At 67.8% G+C, this 18500-nt stretch carries 18 protein-coding genes; 6 read left to right on the top strand and 12 right to left on the bottom strand.

The genetic code is table 11. The features are described from left to right. Nucleotides 1–73: 73 nt before the first annotated feature. A complete protein-coding gene (locus B4A72_RS06585) occupies nt 74–631 on the top strand; it encodes a biotin transporter BioY (protein ID WP_292978246.1) in 558 nt (185 codons plus the stop codon). Between the two features lie 304 nt (nt 632–935). Here B4A72_RS06585 and B4A72_RS06590 read toward each other — a convergent pair whose 3' ends face one another. Then, entirely contained in the window at nt 936–1259 is a 324-nt protein-coding gene (locus tag B4A72_RS06590; protein WP_292957901.1) for a DUF6280 family protein, read from the bottom strand. 360 nt (nt 1260–1619) lie between these two features. On the opposite strand from B4A72_RS06590, the gene efp reads away from it, so the two are divergent. Further along, on the top strand, nt 1620–2183 hold the full coding sequence (gene efp, locus B4A72_RS06595; protein WP_292957904.1) for an elongation factor P: 564 nt from the start codon (nt 1620–1622) through the stop codon (nt 2181–2183). A 112-nt stretch (nt 2184–2295) separates the two neighbouring features. Here efp and dinB read toward each other — a convergent pair whose 3' ends face one another. The 4 genes from dinB to mnmD form a co-directional block, all read right to left on the bottom strand. Next, nucleotides 2296–3402, bottom strand: coding sequence for a DNA polymerase IV (gene dinB, locus B4A72_RS06600; protein WP_292957907.1), 1107 nt, complete (start codon nt 3400–3402; stop codon nt 2296–2298). Beyond that, on the bottom strand, nt 3399–4118 hold the full coding sequence (locus B4A72_RS06605) for a YgfZ/GcvT domain-containing protein (RefSeq protein WP_292957910.1): 720 nt from the start codon (nt 4116–4118) through the stop codon (nt 3399–3401). The genes dinB and B4A72_RS06605 overlap by 4 nt, the downstream gene beginning before the upstream one ends. Further along, on the bottom strand, nt 4115–5833 hold the full coding sequence (locus B4A72_RS06610; protein WP_292978250.1) for an ABC transporter ATP-binding protein: 1719 nt from the start codon (nt 5831–5833) through the stop codon (nt 4115–4117). The genes B4A72_RS06605 and B4A72_RS06610 overlap by 4 nt, the downstream gene beginning before the upstream one ends. A gap of 97 nt (nt 5834–5930) precedes the next feature. After that, a complete protein-coding gene (gene mnmD, locus B4A72_RS06615) occupies nt 5931–6611 on the bottom strand; it encodes a tRNA (5-methylaminomethyl-2-thiouridine)(34)-methyltransferase MnmD (RefSeq protein WP_292957913.1) in 681 nt (226 codons plus the stop codon). Between mnmD and B4A72_RS06620 the strand changes: the two genes are divergently transcribed. From B4A72_RS06620 to B4A72_RS06630, 3 genes are all read left to right on the top strand, one after another. Beyond that, nucleotides 6610–7665, top strand: a complete 1056-nt coding sequence (locus B4A72_RS06620) for an NAD(P)/FAD-dependent oxidoreductase (protein ID WP_292957916.1) — start codon at nt 6610–6612, stop codon at nt 7663–7665. The genes mnmD and B4A72_RS06620 overlap by 2 nt on opposite strands. 109 nt (nt 7666–7774) lie before the next feature. After that, the gene (locus B4A72_RS06625) at nt 7775–8338 is read left to right on the top strand and encodes a DUF4202 domain-containing protein (RefSeq protein ID WP_292957918.1); all 564 of its coding nucleotides are present in this window, start codon (nt 7775–7777) and stop codon (nt 8336–8338) included. Next, complete coding sequence (locus B4A72_RS06630; RefSeq protein WP_292957920.1) at nt 8335–9039, top strand: sirohydrochlorin chelatase; 705 nt, start codon at nt 8335–8337, stop codon at nt 9037–9039. The genes B4A72_RS06625 and B4A72_RS06630 overlap by 4 nt, the downstream gene beginning before the upstream one ends. Here B4A72_RS06630 and B4A72_RS06635 read toward each other — a convergent pair. Both B4A72_RS06635 and B4A72_RS06640 read right to left on the bottom strand, forming a co-directional pair. Next, nucleotides 8928–9731 carry a GNAT family N-acetyltransferase gene (locus tag B4A72_RS06635; RefSeq protein ID WP_292957922.1) on the bottom strand — a complete coding sequence of 268 codons (804 nt, stop codon included), beginning with the start codon at nt 9729–9731 and terminating at the stop codon, nt 8928–8930. The genes B4A72_RS06630 and B4A72_RS06635 overlap by 112 nt on opposite strands. Then, complete coding sequence (locus B4A72_RS06640; protein WP_292957924.1) at nt 9731–10471, bottom strand: competence/damage-inducible protein A; 741 nt, start codon at nt 10469–10471, stop codon at nt 9731–9733. The genes B4A72_RS06635 and B4A72_RS06640 overlap by 1 nt, the downstream gene beginning before the upstream one ends. Before the next feature lie 101 nt (nt 10472–10572). On the opposite strand from B4A72_RS06640, the gene map reads away from it, so the two are divergent. Continuing rightward, entirely contained in the window at nt 10573–11367 is a 795-nt protein-coding gene (gene map / locus B4A72_RS06645; RefSeq protein WP_292957925.1) for a type I methionyl aminopeptidase, read from the top strand. Between the two features lie 66 nt (nt 11368–11433). Here the strand turns inward: map and B4A72_RS06650 are convergent, their stop codons facing one another. From B4A72_RS06650 to B4A72_RS06670, 5 genes are all read right to left on the bottom strand, one after another. Next, nucleotides 11434–12033, bottom strand: coding sequence for a YqgE/AlgH family protein (locus B4A72_RS06650; protein ID WP_292957926.1), 600 nt, complete (start codon nt 12031–12033; stop codon nt 11434–11436). Nucleotides 12034–12129: 96 nt separating this feature from the next. Beyond that, nucleotides 12130–15510 carry an efflux RND transporter permease subunit gene (locus tag B4A72_RS06655; protein WP_292957927.1) on the bottom strand — a complete coding sequence of 1127 codons (3381 nt, stop codon included), beginning with the start codon at nt 15508–15510 and terminating at the stop codon, nt 12130–12132. Then, nucleotides 15503–16855, bottom strand: a complete 1353-nt coding sequence (locus tag B4A72_RS06660) for an efflux RND transporter periplasmic adaptor subunit (protein WP_292957928.1) — start codon at nt 16853–16855, stop codon at nt 15503–15505. The genes B4A72_RS06655 and B4A72_RS06660 overlap by 8 nt, the downstream gene beginning before the upstream one ends. 56 nt (nt 16856–16911) lie before the next feature. Continuing rightward, nucleotides 16912–17751, bottom strand: a complete 840-nt coding sequence (locus B4A72_RS06665) for a uracil-DNA glycosylase (protein ID WP_292957930.1) — start codon at nt 17749–17751, stop codon at nt 16912–16914. A gap of 38 nt (nt 17752–17789) precedes the next feature. Further along, nucleotides 17790–18497, bottom strand: a complete 708-nt coding sequence (locus B4A72_RS06670) for a response regulator (protein WP_292957932.1) — start codon at nt 18495–18497, stop codon at nt 17790–17792. Nucleotides 18498–18500: the final 3 nt, after the last annotated feature.

Below are 18500 nucleotides of genomic sequence, written 5' to 3' on the forward strand. Positions count from 1 at the left end.
ACCGGCCGATTGACTTTCGCGCCCGCTGCGTGAACATTCGGCCACGAATTTCGCACCAGGAAGAGGCCCCGCCATGACATTGACCCAAGCCGCGCTGCCGGCCCGCTCGACCCGAACGAACATCCTGCTGGTTCTGGCCGGCTCGGCTCTGGTCGCGTTGTCCGCCCAGGCCAGCGTACCGATGTGGCCGGTGCCGATGACCTTGCAGACTCTGGCCATCACGCTGATCGGGCTGACCTATGGCTCGCGTCTGGCGGCGGCGACGATGCTGGCCTATCTGGCCGAAGGCGCCGTGGGCCTGCCGGTCTTTGCCAATGCCTCGGGCGGGATCGCGCCGCTGATGGGGCCGACGGCGGGCTTCCTGTGGGGCTTTGTCGGCATGGCCTGGCTGACCGGCTGGCTGGTCGAACGCGGGCTGGACCGCGGCTTCCTGCGCCTGTTTGTCGCCGGTCTCGTGCCGGGACTGATGCTGTTCGTGCCGGGCGCCCTGGCGCTGTCGCTGGTGCTGGGCAAATCCCTGTCCGAGGCCGCCGCGCTGGCGGTGATGCCGTTCCTGGCCGGCGCGCTGGTCAAGGCCGCAATCGCCGCGATGGCTGTCGCCGGCGGCTGGCAGTTGTTCCGCAAGCGCTGACCGAAGCGATGTCCGCGACGCGGCGGCCATCGCGGCCCGCCTGAAAGCCGACGAACCCCGTCATTCCGGCGGGGTTTCGTTTTGCGACCGCGCTGCGGCCAGGCCGGTCAGGCCGCCACGGAAGCCGGCGCCGGTCGCCGGCCCGGCCCTGTCCTGCACGCCGGATACAGCGCTGGAACCGGCTGCGCCGGCCACCAGCCGTCGCACCCGGTCCGCAGGAAAATGGAAAACCCCCGCAGATGGCGGGGGCCTTGTTACCGATCCGTGCGGTTTCAGTCTTGTCTGCGAGCGATCCGCAGAGGGGTCACGCCGCCTCGGCCTCGGCCTCGGCGGCCATGCGCCGTTCGCTTTCCTCGCGCGACAGCGCCACCGAGGTCCGGACGCCCTTCGAGACGAAGTCCATCAATCCCTTGACGACCCGCTCGTTCGGGTCGATCCCGGCGCAGGACAGAACCTCGCGTCCGTCGCGCGAACGCGCCCACCGGGCGATCTGCTCGGGGCCGTTGCCGTATTTCTTGTCATCTGCAATGGCGTCATCCAAAGCAGCCAGAACCACCGCCGCAAACAGCTTGCGGGCACGCTGGCCCTGCTCGAAATTGAAAGCCGAGCCGTCAACAAAATCGCGCATATCGTTCGTCCATTTCCTCTGGCCCGATGATACCACCGAGGCCCTTGCGGGAAGACTCTGGGTCAACCCTTCGTTTTTTCTTCCGTTTCTCCGACGGTGCCGTTTGGCTTAGACCATCCTGACCCCGATTCGATATTACTTCGACTGCATGACAGCCATGCGTAGCCTGCAAGGCGGGCAAAAACACGCAAAATTTCGACGGCCCGCCGGACGGCGGCGGCCTTCCGCCACGGATATCAGCTTGACAACGCCCGCATACCGTTCCGGTTGCCAGCCACGGCCTGTCCCGATATAGGGGCGCTTCAACGCCATTCAACGTCTGGACGGCGCGAACCTCTCATCATCCGTCAAGAGAATCCCATGCCCAAGATCAACGGCAACGAAATCCGGCCCGGCAATGTGCTGGAACATGACGGCGGCCTCTGGGCCGCCGTGAAGGTCAATCACGTCAAGCCGGGAAAGGGCGGCGCCTTCGCCCAGGTCGAGTTGAAAAATCTTCGCGACGGCCGCAAGCTGAACGAACGTTTCCGCAGCGAGGACAAGGTCGAGCGTGTCCGGCTGGACCAGAAAGATCAGCAATTCCTGTATGAAATGGACGGCAAGCTGGTCTTCATGGACAGCCAGACCTTCGAGCAGACCGAACTGGACGCCGAATTGCTGGGCGATCGTCGCCCCTTCCTGCAGGACGGCATGACCGCGACCATCGAATATTACGGCGACGAGGCGCTTTCGGTCTCGATCCCGCAGAAGGTCGTCTGCAAGGTCGCCGAGACCGAGCCGGTGGTGAAGGGCCAGACCGCCGCCAACAGCTACAAGCCCGCGATGCTGGACAACGGCGTTCGCATCATGATCCCGCCCTTCGTGGGCGAGGGCGAGGATATCGTGGTGAATACCGAGGTCTTCGAATACAGCGAACGGGCCTGACGCGCGCCACGTCCTGACCGGGTGAGGATCGGACTTCCCGGGCCCTGTCCGGCAGGATGGCGCGCCCTGTCGGAGGGTCGGGACGCCGCCCGGCGCGGTGGCATGCCGATTTCTACCCGAACAGGTTCAGCTGCACCGGATCGCTATCTTCGTCACGATCGAAACCCGACAGCGTGATCCCCAACAGCCGGGCGCCGCGCGGATCGGGCAGGACAGCGCCGGCCAGTTCGCGGGCGATGGACAGCATCTCGGCCTCGGATCCCACGGCGCGCGGCAGGGTCCGCGCCCGTGTGATCTGCTGAAAATCCGAAAACTTGACCTTCAGCGTCACCGTCCGTCCCCGCAAGCCATGGCGGCTGACATGGCGCCAGACCTTACCGGCCAGGGGCGCCAGTGCGTCATGCGCCTGGGCCAGGTCCATCAGGTCGGTGAAATAGGTGTTTTCGGCCCCGACGGATTTTCGGATGCGGTCGGACCGGACCTGCCGGTGATCGATGCCGCGCGAGATGTTCCAGTAATAGCGCCCCGACTTGCCGAAACGCCGGGTCAGGAAATCAAGGTCCTGCGCCCGCAGATCGGCGCCGGTCTCGATCCCCATCGCGCGCATCTTGCCCGCCGTCGCCGGGCCGATGCCGTGAAACTTGCCCACCGGCAGGGCCAGCACGAAATCCGGTCCCCGATCGGGCGTGATCACACAAAGCCCGTCGGGCTTGTTCTGGTCCGAGGCCAGCTTGGCCAGAAACTTGTTGTAGCTGACCCCGGCGCTGGCGGTCAGCGCGGTTGCCTCGCGGATGCGGGCGCGGATCTCGCGGGCCACCTGCGTCGCCGTCTGGCCGGGCCAGAGGTGGTCGGTCACGTCCAGATAGGCCTCGTCCAGCGACAGGGGCTCGATCAGCGGCGTGTAATCGGCAAAGATGTCGCGGATCTGGCCCGAGATGTCGCGATAGATCTCGAACCGGGGCCTTACGAAGATCAGATCGGGGCACAGCCTGCGCGCCGTGACCGAGGGCATGGCCGAGCGGATCCCGAAGACCCGCGCCTCGTAGCTGGCCGCCGCCACCACCCCGCGCATCGAACCGCCGCCCACAGCGACCGGCTTGCCGCGCAATTCCGGATCGTCGCGCTGCTCGACCGAGGCATAGAAGGCATCCATGTCGATATGGATGATCTTGCGCAGCGGTGGCTGCGCGTCGGGGGCCATGCCGGCCCCGACGCTCATTCGGCGACGATTCGGGCCGGGCCTGCCTCCATCCCCGCGCCCAGCCGGTCGAAGCGGACATGGGCGATGCCGCGACCGCCCGATTGGGTAAACAGGGTGCCGACTTCGCGCCCCTCGCGGGTGATGGCGGTGCCGACCGGGGCTTCGCCCTCGACGCGCAGGGTGATCAGACCCTTGCGCAATTCGGTCTTGTGCTTCATCCGCGCGGTGACTTCCTGACCGACATAGCAGCCCTTGCGGAAATCGACGCCGTGCAGACGCTGGAATCCGGCCTCGAGGATGAAAGTCTCGTTCGGGATCAGTTCGATCAGGCTTTCGGGGATGCAATGGGCGACGCGGATCGCGTCCCAGTCGCTGCCGTCATCGCCCCGCTGGCCGTAAAGGCGCCAGCCCAAAGCGTCGTGGCGCGGATCGGCGATGGCGCCATCGGGCGCAGGGCCGGTGCCGCGCGCGATCGGCATCGCCACCGCCTCCAGCGCGACCTTCGAGCGCAGCTTGTACATGCCCAGCCGCCGCAGCAGATCCTCGGCCAGCCCCGCATCGACATCCAGCAGCAGCGCGTCACCATCGGACAGGATCAGGAAATCCGCCAGATACTTGCCCTGCGGCGTCAGCAGCGCGGCCCAGCAGGGTGCGCGGGTCACGTCGTTCGTGACCAGATCCTGCAGGAAATCCAGCCGATCCTCGCCGGTCACACGGATGATCTGGCGGCTCATTGTTTCTCTCCGAATTGCAGCGCGACAAGGCGGGCATAGGCGCCGCGCCTTGCCATCAACTGGTCATGACTACCCTGTTCCACAACCCGGCCAGCCTCGATCACGACGATCTTGTCGGCATTGCGGATCGTGGACAGCCGATGCGCGATGACCAGCGTCGTGCGCCCGCGCGCCAGCCTGTCCAGCGCATCCTGCACCAGCCGTTCGCTGGCGGTGTCCAGCGCGCTGGTCGCCTCGTCCAGAAGCAGGATCGGGGCGTCGCGCAGGACGGCGCGGGCAATGGCGATGCGCTGACGCTGGCCACCCGACAGCGACGACCCCCTTGGCCCCGCGGCGCTGTCCAGTCCGCGCTTTTCGGCATCGACGAAATCGGTGACATGGGCTGCATCCATCGCACGGCGAAGATCGTCCTCGGACGCATCGGGCCGGCCCATCAGCATGTTGTCGCGCAGGCTTTCGTCGAACAGCGCCGCCTCTTGCGAAACCGTCGAGAACTGGTCGCGCAGCACGCCCAGGTCGTAATCCGCAACCGGCACACCGCCCAGCAGCACCTCGCCGCGGTCGGGATCGACCATCCGTGTCAGAAGGTTGAACACCGTCGATTTGCCCGCCCCCGAAGGACCGACCAGCGCCGTCGTTCGCCCCGCCTCGGCCGCGAAGGACAATCCGTGCAGGATCATCTGCCCGTCATAGGACAGCCAGACATCCGACAGCCGGATGTCGCAGTCATCGGGCGGCGCGGTCCGCGTGCCCGATACAACCGTCGGCCTGGTGTCAAAGACCTGATAGACCCGTTCCAGGCTGGCCGCCGCCGTCTGCCAGCTTCCGGCCAGCCCGCCCAGCCGACGCATCGGCTGGAAGGCCAGCGCAAGCGCGGTGAAGAAGGACATGAAATCGCCGACGCTGCGGCTTCCCTCCATCACCTCCTTGCCGCCCAGCGACAGCACGGCGACGAAACCGATGCCGGTGACAATATCGGTCAGCGCCGGGATCACGCTGGAGGTCGCGGCCAGCTTGACCTGCTCTTGCCGGATGCGGCGGACGATCGTGGAAAAGCGTCGGGTCTGGTCGGCCTCGGCCCGGTTCAGCCGGATCGAGGCGATGCCATGCAGGATCTCGTCCAGCCGGGTCGCGCGCGCGCTGGCGCTGACGCGATTCTGGCGCATCTTGCGGCGGATATAGCGTTGCACGACGGCCGCCGGCGCGATCAGGATCGGCGCGCCGATCAGCGCGGCCAGGGTCCAGACCGGATCGATGGTCAAGGTGACGCCGAACAGCATCACCAGCGAGATCGCGTCCCGCGTGGCCCCGGTCAGCAGCGTGGCCCAGATGCCCTGAACGGCCTGCGTGTCGCCCTGGATTCGTTCGATCATCGCGCCCGGCGCGTTCTCGCGGAAAAAGCGGCCGTCCAGCGTCAGGATATGGGCCAGCAGGTTGGTCTGCATCAGCGTCGAGATGTCCAGCGAGATCCGGCTCAGCAGCGCCCGGCTGGAGACCAGGGTGATCGCGCGGGTCAGAAAGATCGCGAAGATCGCCGTGCCGACCCACCAGATCGCCCCGGTTTCCTTGCCGATGAAGACCCGGTCGAACAGCGGCTTCAGCATCCAGGAGATCAGCGCCAGCGTCGAGCCCTCGATCGTCATCAGCGCGAAGGCCGCCAGCATCCGCCCACGATGGACATAGAGGTAATCCGACCAGAAGCGGCGGAACAACATGGATGTCGTATCGGGCTTGCTCACGTCCGCGGATGCCTTTCGCAAGGGTGCCCCAGCCTTATCCCGCCAGCCGCCCCGGCGGCAACCCGCGCGCGCATCAGTCCGGGACGCGCCGCCCCGCGATCATGTGCCGCTTGGTGCCGAAACCGGGCTGACGCCGGACCGCGAAACCGGCGGCCGTCAGCGCGCGGCGCACCGATCCCGCCGCGGTATAGGTGGCGAAGCTGCCGTCCGGCGATGTGTGCCGGCCGACCTCGGCCATCAGCGCGGCGGACCACATCTCGGGGTTCTTCGCGGGCGAAAACCCGTCCAGGAACCAAGCATCCGCGCAGCCCTGCCATCGCGGCAGCGTTTCGCGCGCATCCCCGATCACCAGCTGCAATTCGACCGCGCCGACGCGGATCGCCGTGCCGTCCGACAGACCCGCGCGCAGATCGGCCGCCAGCGCGGCCAATTCGGGAAAGGCCGCATGGGCGCGCGCCATCTGCTCCGGCGCCATCGGAAACGCCTCGAAGCTGGTCATTCGCATCGGCACCTGCGCCACCCTGGCCAGCGCGAGGCAGTTCAGCCCGGTCCCGAAGCCCAGTTCGGCAATGTGGAAACCGGGGCGCAGACGCGCGGGCAGATCGTTGCCCGCCAGAAAGACGTGGCGCGTTTCCGCCAACCCGCCGGCCAGGCTGAAATAGGGATCGTCAAAGCGTGTCGAGACCGGCACGCCCCCCTCGCGCCAATCCAGTCCCGGCTGGCTGCCCGGCGTGATTTCGTCTAGATCACCCATGCGCCGAACTAGGGGAAAGGCTCGCGTCTTGGCAAGCGTCACGATCATGGGGGCGGGGATTTTCGGCCTGTCCTGCGCCTGGGAAATGGCACGCCGGGGCGCCAGGGTCCATGTGATCGAGGCCCGCCGCATCGGGGCCGGATCCTCGGGCGGCCATGTCGGTGCGCTGGCGCCGCATGCGCCCGAAAACTGGAACCGGAAAAAACAGTTCCAGCTGGACAGCCTGCTGATGGCCGATGATTTCTGGCGCGCGGTCGAGACCGCTTCGGGGCGTTGCGCGGGCTTTGCGCGAACCGGGCGGGTCCAGCCCCTGGCGGAGGGGGCCGCCGAACTGCTGGAGGCGCGCCTCGATGCCTCGGCGATCCGCTGGCCGGCCGCGATGGCGATGCGGATCACGCAGGCCCCGGCGACCAGCCTGATCCCTGACAGCCCCTCGGGCCTGTGGCTGGAAGACGGGCTGTCCGCGCGGCTGAACCCCCGGGCCGCGCTGCAGGCGCTGGCCCATGCGATCCGGGCAAGCGGTGGCCGGATCAGCGAAGGCACGTCGGTCCGGCCCCAGACCGGCCCCATCCTCTGGGCGACCGGCGCCGAAGGGCTGGCGCATCTGTCGCAAGCCCTGGACCGCCCTGTCGGCAAGGGCGTCAAGGGGCAGTCGGTCCTGCTGGGCCATGCCGCCCCCGAGGCGGCACAGATCTTTGCCGACGGGCTGCACGTCGTGCCCCAGGCCGATGGCACGACGGCGGTCGGCTCAACCACGGAAAATGATTTCACGCATCCTGATCCGGATGATCGGTGCGACGGGCTGGTGGTCCGCGCCCGCGCAATCTGCCCCGGCCTTCGCGACGCCCCGATCCTCGAATGCTGGGCAGGGATCCGCCCGCGCGCCGGATCGCGGGCGCCGCTGTTGGGCGCCTGGCCCGGCCGCTCTGGACATTATGTCGCCAATGGCGGGTTCAAGATCGGCTTCGGCATGGCGCCGATGATCGCCCGGGTCATGGCCCGGCTGATCCTTGACGGCAGGGACGAGGTTCCACCCGACTTCCGCCTGATCTGAGGCATTTCCGGCGCGTGGCGGCCCCGACCACGGTCGCCGCGCGCCATCATCGCCGCTTGCAAACGCGGCCGAAGACGGTTGAAACTGGCCGAGAACACGGAGAAAGCGCATGACCACACGGCTCGACAAGGCCTTCAGCGCCATCGACGCGGCGAATGCAAGGGATCCCGGCCTCGAGAACGGGAAACCGGCCAATCTTCTCTATGGCCAGCGGATGACCGAGGAACAGCAGCGCCTGTTTCCGGAAGCGTCGGAACCCCTGCGCATCGCCTGCCGCGGCCAGCATGTCGAACGCTGGACATTGCCCCGCGACGCCTATCCGATGGATCGCGCGGGCTATCTGCGATGGCGGCAGGAACAGGGCCGCCGCCATGCCGACCGCATCGCCGGGATCATGCAGGACGCGGGCTATGACGACGACCAGATCGACCGTGCCCGCAGGATGCTGACCAAGCAGGGACTGAAGCGCGACCCCGAGGTTCAGGCCCTGGAGGACGTGATCTGCTTCACCTTCATCCGCTGGTATCTGGGCGATTTCATGGCGGAACAACCCGACGACAAGATGCCGCGCATCATCGAAAGGACCGCGAAGAAGATGTCGCCCGAAGGCCGCGCCCGCGCTTTGACGGAATTCGACATGCCCGACGCCTTGGCGCGACATTTCCGCCAATGACGGAGGCGCGAGCGGTCATCGTCTCGCATGGGCAGCCGGGCGATCCCGTGCCGCAGCAGCGCGCGATCGAGGATCTCGCGGCCGCCGTCGCTCGCAACGATCCCGGTTGCGAAGTCCGGGGGGCAACGCTGGCGATGCCCGGCGCGCTGGCCGAAACCTGCGAACCGGACAGCCTGATCTATCCGATGTTCATGGCCGAGGGGTGGTTCACGCGCACCGAATTGCCGCGCCGGCTGGACCGCGCCGGGGCCGCCGGCGCCCGCGTCCTGCCCCCCTTCGGAGCCGATCCGGCCCTGCCTGCGCTGATCGTGCGGATCGCGCTTGCTGCCGCCGCCGACGAGGGCTGGACCCCGTCCGAGACGACGCTGCTGCTCAGCGCCCATGGCTCGCAACGCTCGCCGGCCAGCTTTGCCATCACCACCGCGATCGCGGCGCAGATCGCGCCGCATTTCGCCCGCGTGGTGACGGGCTTCGTCGAACAGGCCCCGTGGCTTGCCGATGCCGCGCGCGATCTGGACCGCGCCGTGCACCTGCCCTTCTTCGCGCTGAGGGCGGAACATGTGACCGACGATCTGCCTCGGGCCCTGGATCAGGCGGGGTTCACCGGCCCGCGCCTCGATCCGATCGGACTTGCCGCCGAGGTTCCCGCGCTCATCGCCGCCGCGATCAGATCGGCCCGCTCCGATGGCGGGGCGAAATAGCCATAACCCGCCACCTCGCGAAATCCCAGCTTTCGGTAAAGCGCCATCGCCGACATGTTCGGCCGGCTGACCGCCAGAGCCAGCCGCGATGCCCCCTGAGCGTCGGCCCAGAAGGCCGCCTGCCGCATCATCCAGCCGGCCAGACCGCGCTGCCGCCACGCGCCCAGAACCTCGACGCAATGCACCATCGCGATCCGGTCATGGACCGCCACGAAGGCTGCCCCCGCCGCGCGATCCGAGGTCCGGCCGAGGATCGTGGTCTTGGGCTGCGCCACCCGCTCGATCACCGCCTGCCGGGCAGGTCCGATATTGCCCGCAGCCCAGATTTCGCGCTGGATCGCCAGCGGCGGCCACAGGGTGAAGGTGGTCACCGACGGAATCGCGATGTCGGTGAGGGCCCGGGTGGCGGTCGCCATCACCGCGGTGGGCGTCTCGCGACGAAATCCCCGCGATTCCAGCGCCCCGGCCAGCGCCGCATCGTCATCGGCAACCCGGAAGACCGGCCGCTGATCCCAGCCCCGATGGATGGCGATGGCAGCGTCGATGTGATCGCCACGCCACGCGCCCACGGCGCGGGCCGAACTGACCCGGCCGCCCGCGCCCAGGCCGCGCCCGACCCGGAAACCGCCCGCATCGGCATATTCGGATGCCGGCCAACTGATCTCGAAAGCCTCGGCCAGGGCGGCGTCCATCACAGCGACAGCCGCCGCTTCAACTCGGCCATGGCCACGGCGACGCGATCCGCGTCCAGCCCGCGCACGACCAGGTTGGTGCCCCAGCCCCGTTCATCGTGATAGGGATAGGATCCCATCGAGACATCGGGGAATTCGGCCGCGACCGCCTTCAGCTCCTCGGCCACATCGCTTTCGCCGCGCCGGACCTCGACCGTCTCGGACCGCACCGGGCGCCCGGCGGCCAATCGGGGGATCAGCCAGTCCACCATGCCGCGAAACACCTCGGGTACGCCGGCCATGACATGCGTGTTTCCGATGGAAAAGCCCGGCGCTGCCGAGACGGCGTTGTCGATCAGCGTCGCGCCCAGCGGGATGCGCGCCATGCGCAGCCGGTTGAGCGTCAGTTCCGTTCCCATCCGTTCGCAGCGTTCCTGCAACAGCGCGCGCGCGGCTTCGTTGACCTCGGCCGTGGTGCCATGGGCGATCGCGACGGAATCGGCGGTGATGTCGTCATGGGTCGGACCGATCCCGCCCGAGGTGAACAGCAGATCGAAGGCGCCGCCAAGGCTTTTGTCCAGTGCCCGCACGGCCTCCACGATCTGATCCTGATCGTCGGCCACGATTCGTATCTCGCGCAGGTCAAACCCGGTCGCCGTCAGCACCTGGGCCAGATGATGCGCGTTGCCCTCGCGCGTGCGGCCCGACAGGATCTCGTCCCCGATGACCAGGATCGCCGCGCTTGGATTATCCGATTGCATATGCCGTCCTCCGAAGGATGCCGTGACGTTCTAAGCCCGCGCGCGGGGCTGGAACAAGGGGCCGCTCGGGTCTATCTATGCGCCATCAGAAAGGATCCGCGATGGACGAAAGCCACATCACACGAGAAGGCATCCGCATTCACGTCCCGGCAGATTTCGCCGGAATGCGCAAGGCCGGCGCGATGACGGCCCAGATCCTCGATGAGGTCGGCGTGATGGTCGAACCGGGCGTGACCACCGGCGCGCTGGACGATTTCATCCGCCGGCGGATCGAAGAGATGGGCGCGACCTCGGCCACGATCGGCTATCGCGGCTATCAGCATGCAAGCTGCATCAGCGTGAATCATGTCGTCTGCCACGGGATTCCGGGCGACAAGGTGCTGCAGAACGGTGATATCCTGAATATCGACGTGACCGTGATCGTGGATGGCTGGTATGGCGACAGCAGCCGCATGTATGTGGCCGGCACACCCTCGATCAAGGCGCAAAGACTGATCCAGGTCACCTACGATTCGCTGATGAAGGGGATCGAGGCGGTCCGCCCCGGCGCCACCTTCGGCGATATCGGCGCGGCCATTCAGGCCCATGCCGAAGGCCAGCGCATGTCTGTCGTGCGCGATTTCTGCGGGCACGGGCTGGGCCGCGTCTTTCATGCGCCGCCGAACGTGCTGCATTTCGGCCGCGCCGGCAAGGGCCCGGTGCTGGAGGAAGGCATGTTCTTCACCATCGAGCCGATGGTCAACCTGGGGCGCCCCGATACCAAGGTTCTGGCCGACGACTGGACAGCCGTGACGCGCGACAAATCGCTGTCGGCGCAGTTCGAGCATTCCATCGGCGTGACCTCCCAGGGGTTCGAGATTTTCACGCCCTCGGACAGGTTCTTTCCCGATTTCTGACCGTCAGGCGGACATCGCCGGTCCCTCTCGGCCCTTTCCTCGCATCACGCGGCGCGGCCGACGCCCCTAGGCACGCCCGGCCGCTGCCGATAGCAGCGAGGGGTCGATTCCCTGCGCGCGCAGCGCGGATTGCCACTTGCCGTCGTGATCCGCGCCGAAGATCAGATCCTCTCTGCCCTCGCCGGTCAGCCAGCCGTTCTGCAGCATCTCGTCTTCCAGCTGCCCCGGTCCCCAGCCGGCATAGCCCAGGGCCAGGACGGCCGATTCCGGGCCCTGACCATGGGCCAGATCCTCGAGAATGTCGCGGGTCGTGGTCATGGCGATGGCACCGCCGATGCGCAGCCGGCCCTCGGGATCATTGCCGTGTTCGGGCACCTTGTGCAGCACGAAGCCGCGGCCGGGCTCGACCGGGCCGCCGAAACGGACCTCGATCGGGCGGGCGTCCTCGTCGGCCTCGATACCGAGCTGCTCAAGAAGGTCACCGAAGCCGATTTCGGGCAACGGCCGGTTCAGCACCAGCCCCATCGCGCCTTCCTCGGAATGGGCACAGACCAGCACCACGGATCGCTGAAAACGCGGATCGGCCATCCCCGGCATGGCGATCAGGACCTTGCCGGTCAGATTGGCTTCGCCGGGATCGCCGGGATCGTTGTCGAATTCGCTCATCGAATCTCCTTCACGCTCAAGATCGGTGCTTGGCGGGATCGTTGCAAGTCCTGCGCGCAAACGTGACCCCAGGCCACGGCCGGCCAGCAGCGATCCTCACGCCGTCGGGCGCCGTCGCGAGGCAAGGCCGCGCCCCGCAAGGCCAAGCATCGCCAGCCCGGCACCCAGGGCGATGATCAGCAGCGCCAGGGCATACCAGCCAAGCGCCATCCAGGCCGAGGACGCGACCGGCCACCAGCCGGGCAGCGCGATTTTCATGGCGGGCAACAGCGTGACCGGCAGCAGGATCGCCACGAAGGCCAGTGCCGCCAGCCCGGCCGCCAGCCGCACCGGCCAGCGCAGGCCGGGGCTGCGCAGCCCGCGCCGGAAACCCGTGCGGGCGCGGCCGATATCCTCGCCGATACCCAGAACCGCGGGCACCACCAGAAGCACGACGACCATGCCAAAGCCAAGGCCATAGGCAAGCGTCACCACCGTGGGTTTCAGGAACAGCGCCTGGGACGAACGCTCGTAGAGCAACGGCGCCAGACCCAGAACGGTCGTCGCGGTGGTCAGCAGGACCGGACGGAAGCGGTCGCAGACGGCATCGACAATGGCGGGCCGGAGACCACGATCCCTCGCATATTCGTCGATGGTCGAGATCAGGACGATCGAATCGTTGATGATGATTCCCGACATCCCGATCAGACCCACGATCGAGAACATCGACAGGGGCAGCGACCACAGGGCATGGCCCCAGACCGCGCCGACCAGTCCGAAGGGGATCACCGACATCACCACCAGCGGCCGGCTCCAGCTGGCAAAGATCCAGGCCAGCACCATGTAGATCCCGGTCAGCGCAAGCGCGAAACCGACGACCGCGTCGCCCAGGAAATCGCGTTCCTGCTCGGCCAGGCCTGTGGTCTCGTAATTGATGCCGAATTCGGCCGCGATCTGCGGCATGATCTCGGTTTCCAGCGCCTGCGTGATCTGCGCCGCGCGCGCCGGATCATCGCCCGAAATATCGCCGGTGACCGAGATCATCCTTTCGCCGTTCTCGCGCCGGATCACGGAAAAGCCCGCCTCTGTGCCCACCGTCACGATATCGCCCAGCGGCACCCACTGCCCCGACAGCGTGCGCATCATCATCCGGTCCAGAAAATCGCCCTGGCGTTCGTTCTCGGGCAGTTCCACGCGGATTGCGCCGGTGCGGGTGCCCACCGGAAAGGTCGCGGCCTCGATGCCCGCCAGGCGCTGGCGCAATTGCCGTGCCAGGCTGTCGGTCGTGAAGCCCAGGGCCTCGCCCTGCGCAGTCAGCCGCAGGTTCAACTCGTCCTTGTCATAGGACATGCTGTCTTCCAGCGCCGAGACTTCGGCAAAGCCCGACAGGCGCAGCTTCAGCGCCTCGGCCGCGTCCTTCAGGCGCTGTGCCTCCGCCCCCGTCATGCGGACCGAGATCGCATCCCCGCCCGGACCCGATCGGAAGCCGCGAAAGCTGATCGTCTCCAGCCGGGGATCGCTGGGCATGGCCTCTTGCAGCGCAGCCACGAAGTCGAAGCTGGAATAGGGCCGCACATCCGGCTCGATCAGTTCCAGTTGCACCGCGCCCAGCAGATCCGTGTCCTTGGTGTCGGCGCCGGGCAGCGGACGGCCGGAATTTCCGCCGACCATGGTCATCGCATGGGTGATCGGGTTGGCGCCGTATCTGGTTTCGTATTCGGCGCCGACGCGATCGACCGCGTCCTGTACCAGTCCCATCACCCGGATCGTATCCTCGCGCGTGGCGCCGGGCAGCATGGCAAAGTTTCCCGCCACGCTGCCCCGTTCGGGCGCGTCGAAAAAGCGCCAGGGCACCTGCCCGGTGACCAGCGCGCTGGCCGACCAGGCGAACATCGCCGTCGTCGCGGCCAGAACCGGATAGCGCAGCACCATCGCCCAGCGGATCAGCGGTCGCAGCAGGCGAGCCACGAACCAGTCCAGCCCGCGATTGACCAGCTTCGAGGGGCGGTCGTACCAGTTGCGCCGCGCCGTGCGGGTCAGGGCATGGGCCATGTGGCTGGGCAGGACCAGGAAACATTCGATCAGGGATGCGGCCAGAACCAGGATCACCGTCATCGGAATATCCGAGATCAGTTCGCCGAAATGACCGCCGATGAACATCAGCCCGGCAAAGGCGATGATCGTGGTCAGCGAAGACGACACGACCGGCGCGGCCATTCGCCCCGCCGCGCGTTCCGCCGCGACGACCGCGGGCTCGCCCAGCTTGCGGGCGCGATAATCGGCATGTTCTCCCACCACGATCGCGTCGTCCACGATGATGCCCAGCGTCAGGATCAGCGCGAACAACGAGATCATGTTCAGCGTCATGCCGGTCGCATACATCAGCCCCACCGCCGCCGCCAGCGAGGCCGGAATCCCCGCCGCCACCCAGATCGCGGTGCGGGCATTGAGGAACAGAAACAGCAGCGCCAGCACCAGCCCAAGGCCCAGAACGGCATTGTCCAGCAACAATTCCAGCCGTGCCGCGATCAGTTCGGCCCGTGCCCGCACCAGTTCCATGGTGACGCCGCCGGGCAGTGCGGGCGTCATCCGGGCCACGATGTCCTCGACGCTGCGCTGCATCCCGATCGCGTCGCCGGCGGCGCTGCGCTGGACCTGCACGATCACCGCCGGATTGCCGCCGACATAATAGGCCGTGTTGCGATCCATGCCCGATTGCCGCACATCGGCGACATCGCCCACGGTCAGGGTCGTTCCGTCCGGCTGGGCCTTCAGCGCCAGGGCCGCGACGGCGGCCGGATCGCGCGTCTCGGCGCCGGTGCGCACCCGCGCGGCGCCGGACGACACGTCGCCCGCCGGGCTGGCCGAGGCCGCTGCGCCGACGGCTGCGGCGATCTGTTCCAGCGTGATGTCGTACCGGACCAGATCGGCCATCCGCACCTCGACCAGCGTCTCGGGGGCGGCCAGACCCGTGATGCTGAGCCGGGTGATCCCGGCGGCGTAAAGGCGGTTGCTGAAATCGTCGGTGATCCGCGACAGCTGGTCCAGTCCGACCGGTCCCGAGATCACCACATCGGCGACCCTGTCGCGCCAGGAGGATCGCACCGTTTCGGGGTCTTCCGCGCCTTCGGGCAGATCGCCGGCGCTGGCAATGGCGGTTTCCACGTCGGAATTGGCGCGCGCCATGTCCCAGCCCGGTTCGAACTCGATCTCGATCTCGGCCGATCCCTGCACCGCGCGCGAGGTGACGTTGGCCACGCCCTCGACCCCCATCAGCGAGGGTTCCAGCACCGCCACCACGGAACGGTCCACATCCTCGGGTCCGGCGCCGTCCCACTGCACCCGCACGTCGATTTCCTGAACGACGGTATCGGGAAAGAACTGCGCGCGGATCCTGGGCGCGGAATACAGACCGCCGACCACCATCACCATCAGGATCAGATTGGCCAGCGTCCGGTGGCGGGTGAAGATCGACAGGAAACCGCGACGCTCAGCCATTGCCGGCCCCGCGCCGGTTCCGGGCGCTCTGATCCGTGGCGGGTGCCCGTGGCTCGTCGGACGGGGCCTCGGCCTGGCTGTCACGGACCAGAATCCCGGTGCCCAGTTGCGGCGCACGTTCGGCCACGATCCGCGCGCCCGCCAGCTCGTCCGAGACGCGGATCACCACGTCATTTCCCTGCCGCCGCAGGATCTCGACCGGCGTCGCGGTCAGGCGGCCCTGATCATCGGCGACCAGGACGCCGCCATCCGCACCGATCGCGATGGCTGGGATGATGGCGGCATCGGCCAGCGCGGGTTCGGCGATCTCGACGCTGACGAAATCGCCCGGACGCAAGGTCGCGCCGCCCCGGATGATCCTGGCATAGACCACGCGGCCGGACGCACCCTCCGCGACCGAGGCCGCCGCGCGGTCGATCTGCGCCTCGGCCGTCAGCCGCCCGGCCGAGCCGTCCAGCACGATCATCGCCGCCGTCCCGTCCAGCCTGCCATCCTCGTCCACAAGCCGCGAGAACTGATCCAGCGACAGGGGCACCTGCGCCTCCAATGCGTCCGGGTCGATGATCTCGGCCAGTTGTTCGTTCAGGCTGACCAGGCCACCCTCGACCGCGGTGACGGCGGTGACGCGGCCGGAAAAGCCCGCGGTGATCGTGGTATCGGCCAGAGCGCGGCGAGCCTCGGACAGGTCGATCTCGGATCGGCGCAGCGCGTTCTGGGCCGCGGTGACCGCGCTTTCGGCGCTGGCCAGGGCGGAGCGGCCCGCGATCACGGCCTGTTCGGCCGATGATGCCGCCAGCTGTGCCGTTTCGCGGTCGGCGCTGGTGCCAAGCCCCCGCGTGGCCAGCGATTCCTGGCGATCGACCGCCGCGCGGCGCAGTTCGGCCTGCCGCTCGGCCGCCGCCAGATCATCGGTCGCGACCTGCACGTTGCGACGGGCATCGCGCAAGGTCGCCTCGGCGTCGTCGCGGGCGGCGATCTGGTTGTCCAGCGCCGCCTGCGCCGAGGACGGATCGATCCGCACCAGCAATTGCCCGGCCTCGACCTGACCGCCCTCTTGCAGGCTCGGGTCCAGATAGACGATCCGGCCCGCCGCGCCGGCCCGCAATTCCAGGCGCCTGCGCGAGTCGATGCTGCCGAAGACGCGCATCACCGGCTGGACCTGTTGCGGGATGAGGGTCAGCAACCGCGCCGAATAGACCTGTTCGCCGCCGCCGCCGCGCCCCGGTCCACCGTCCTCGCCGCGCGAGGCGACCGCCTGCCACAACTGAAAGCCCGCCAGAAACAGCAGGGCCAGGGTCAGAAAGGTGATGAACAGCCCCGAAAGACTGCGGAAGAGAAAGCGCATCCGGCGGGGATCCCGTCTGTGAAGGGTCGTCCTAACCCATGATGCGGAAATGAAACCTAAACGGAAAGGCCTTCCAGCGTCGCGGACAGCGACAGAAGATCCGCCCATGCCTCGCGCTTGGCGGCCGGGTTGCGCAGCAGATAGGCCGGATGGGTCATCGGCAGCGCGGGGCGGCCGAAAGCCTCAACCCATTGCCCACGCAGGCGCAGAATGCCCCGGCGGCCCAGGGCGGCCTGGCAGGGAATGTTGCCCATCAGCACGATCAGATCGGGCGCGGCCAGTTCGACATGACGCCGCACGAAAGGCATGCTCACGAGGATTTCATCGGGGCTGGGGTCGCGGTTGCCCGGCGGACGCCAGGTCAGCACGTTGACGACATACAGCGCCTGCGCCGCATCGACCGCCGTCCGGGACAGCCCGATGGCGGCGAACATCCGGTCCAGCAACTGCCCCGCGCGACCGACGAAGGGGCGACCCTGACGGTCCTCCTCGTCGCCCGGCGCCTCGCCCAGAATCATCACGCGGGCCCCGGGATCGCCGTCGGCGAAGCAGAAATTCCGAGCGCCCTTCTTCAATTCGATCCCGTCGAAAGCCTCCTGCGCCGCCGCAAGCGCCGCCAGCGTCCCGGCCCCTGCAGCCAGCGCCTCGGCCTCGGCCAGACGGGCGGCGGCGTCATCGGTCGATTGCGGAGGCGACGATCCCGGCGCCCGGGCCTGCAGCGGCGGCGGCAGCGGTGGCTTGGCCGTGGCCGGTTTCGGGCGCGCGGCCAGGTCGAACCGGTCCAGGGGCGCGTCCAGGATCGGCTCGTCCACGCCCATCTCGGCCTGCCATTCCAGCAGCGCCAGCGCGGTTTCGGCATCCAGCTCGATTCCGTGATATGTCGGGTTCGCGTCCATCCGCGCGCAGGCTAGGCCGCGCGCGCGGGCGGGACAAGTCAGTCGCAGACCAGCATGTAGCCGGTGCCGCGCACAGTTTGCAGAAAGCGCGGCTCTTTCGGATCGGGCTCGATCTTGCGGCGCAGGCGGGTGATCTGGACATCGATGGCGCGTTCGCTGTTCTCGGCCTCGTCACCATTGCCGCTGCGCCCCAGATCCTCGATCAGATCCGACCGGCTGACCGGCTGGCCGGCCCGCGCCGCCAGCCGGCGCAACAGGGATTGTTCGGTTCCGGTCAGCCGCAGCGGGGCATCGCCCTGCCACAATTCACCCTTGTCGGTATCGTAGCGCAGCATCCCCAGCGTCAGGAATTTCGGCTGAGAGGCTTCGGCCGCCGGCACCCGGCGCAGGATCGCGGCGATGCGCAGCAGCAATTCGCGCGGCTCGAAAGGCTTGGCCAGATAATCGTCGGCGCCGCTTTCCAGCCCGGCGATGCGATCCTCGGTCTCGCCCCTCGCGGTCAGCAGCAGGATCGGCGTGTCCAGTGCACCGCGCAGGCTGCGGGTCAGCGAGATGCCGTCCTCGCCGGGCATCATCACGTCCAGCACGATCAGGTCGAATTCCAGCCCCGCCAGCAGCCGCCGCGCCTGCGTCGCGTCGCGCGCCATCGTGACCATGAAGTCGTTCTTGCGCAGGAACTTTCCCAGCAGCGCGCGGATACGTTCGTCATCATCGACGATCAGAAGATGGGCGGCAGGATGGGTCATCGG

Source organism: Paracoccus sp. UBA5162, assembly GCF_002413585.1.
Lineage (GTDB): Bacteria > Pseudomonadota > Alphaproteobacteria > Rhodobacterales > Rhodobacteraceae > Paracoccus.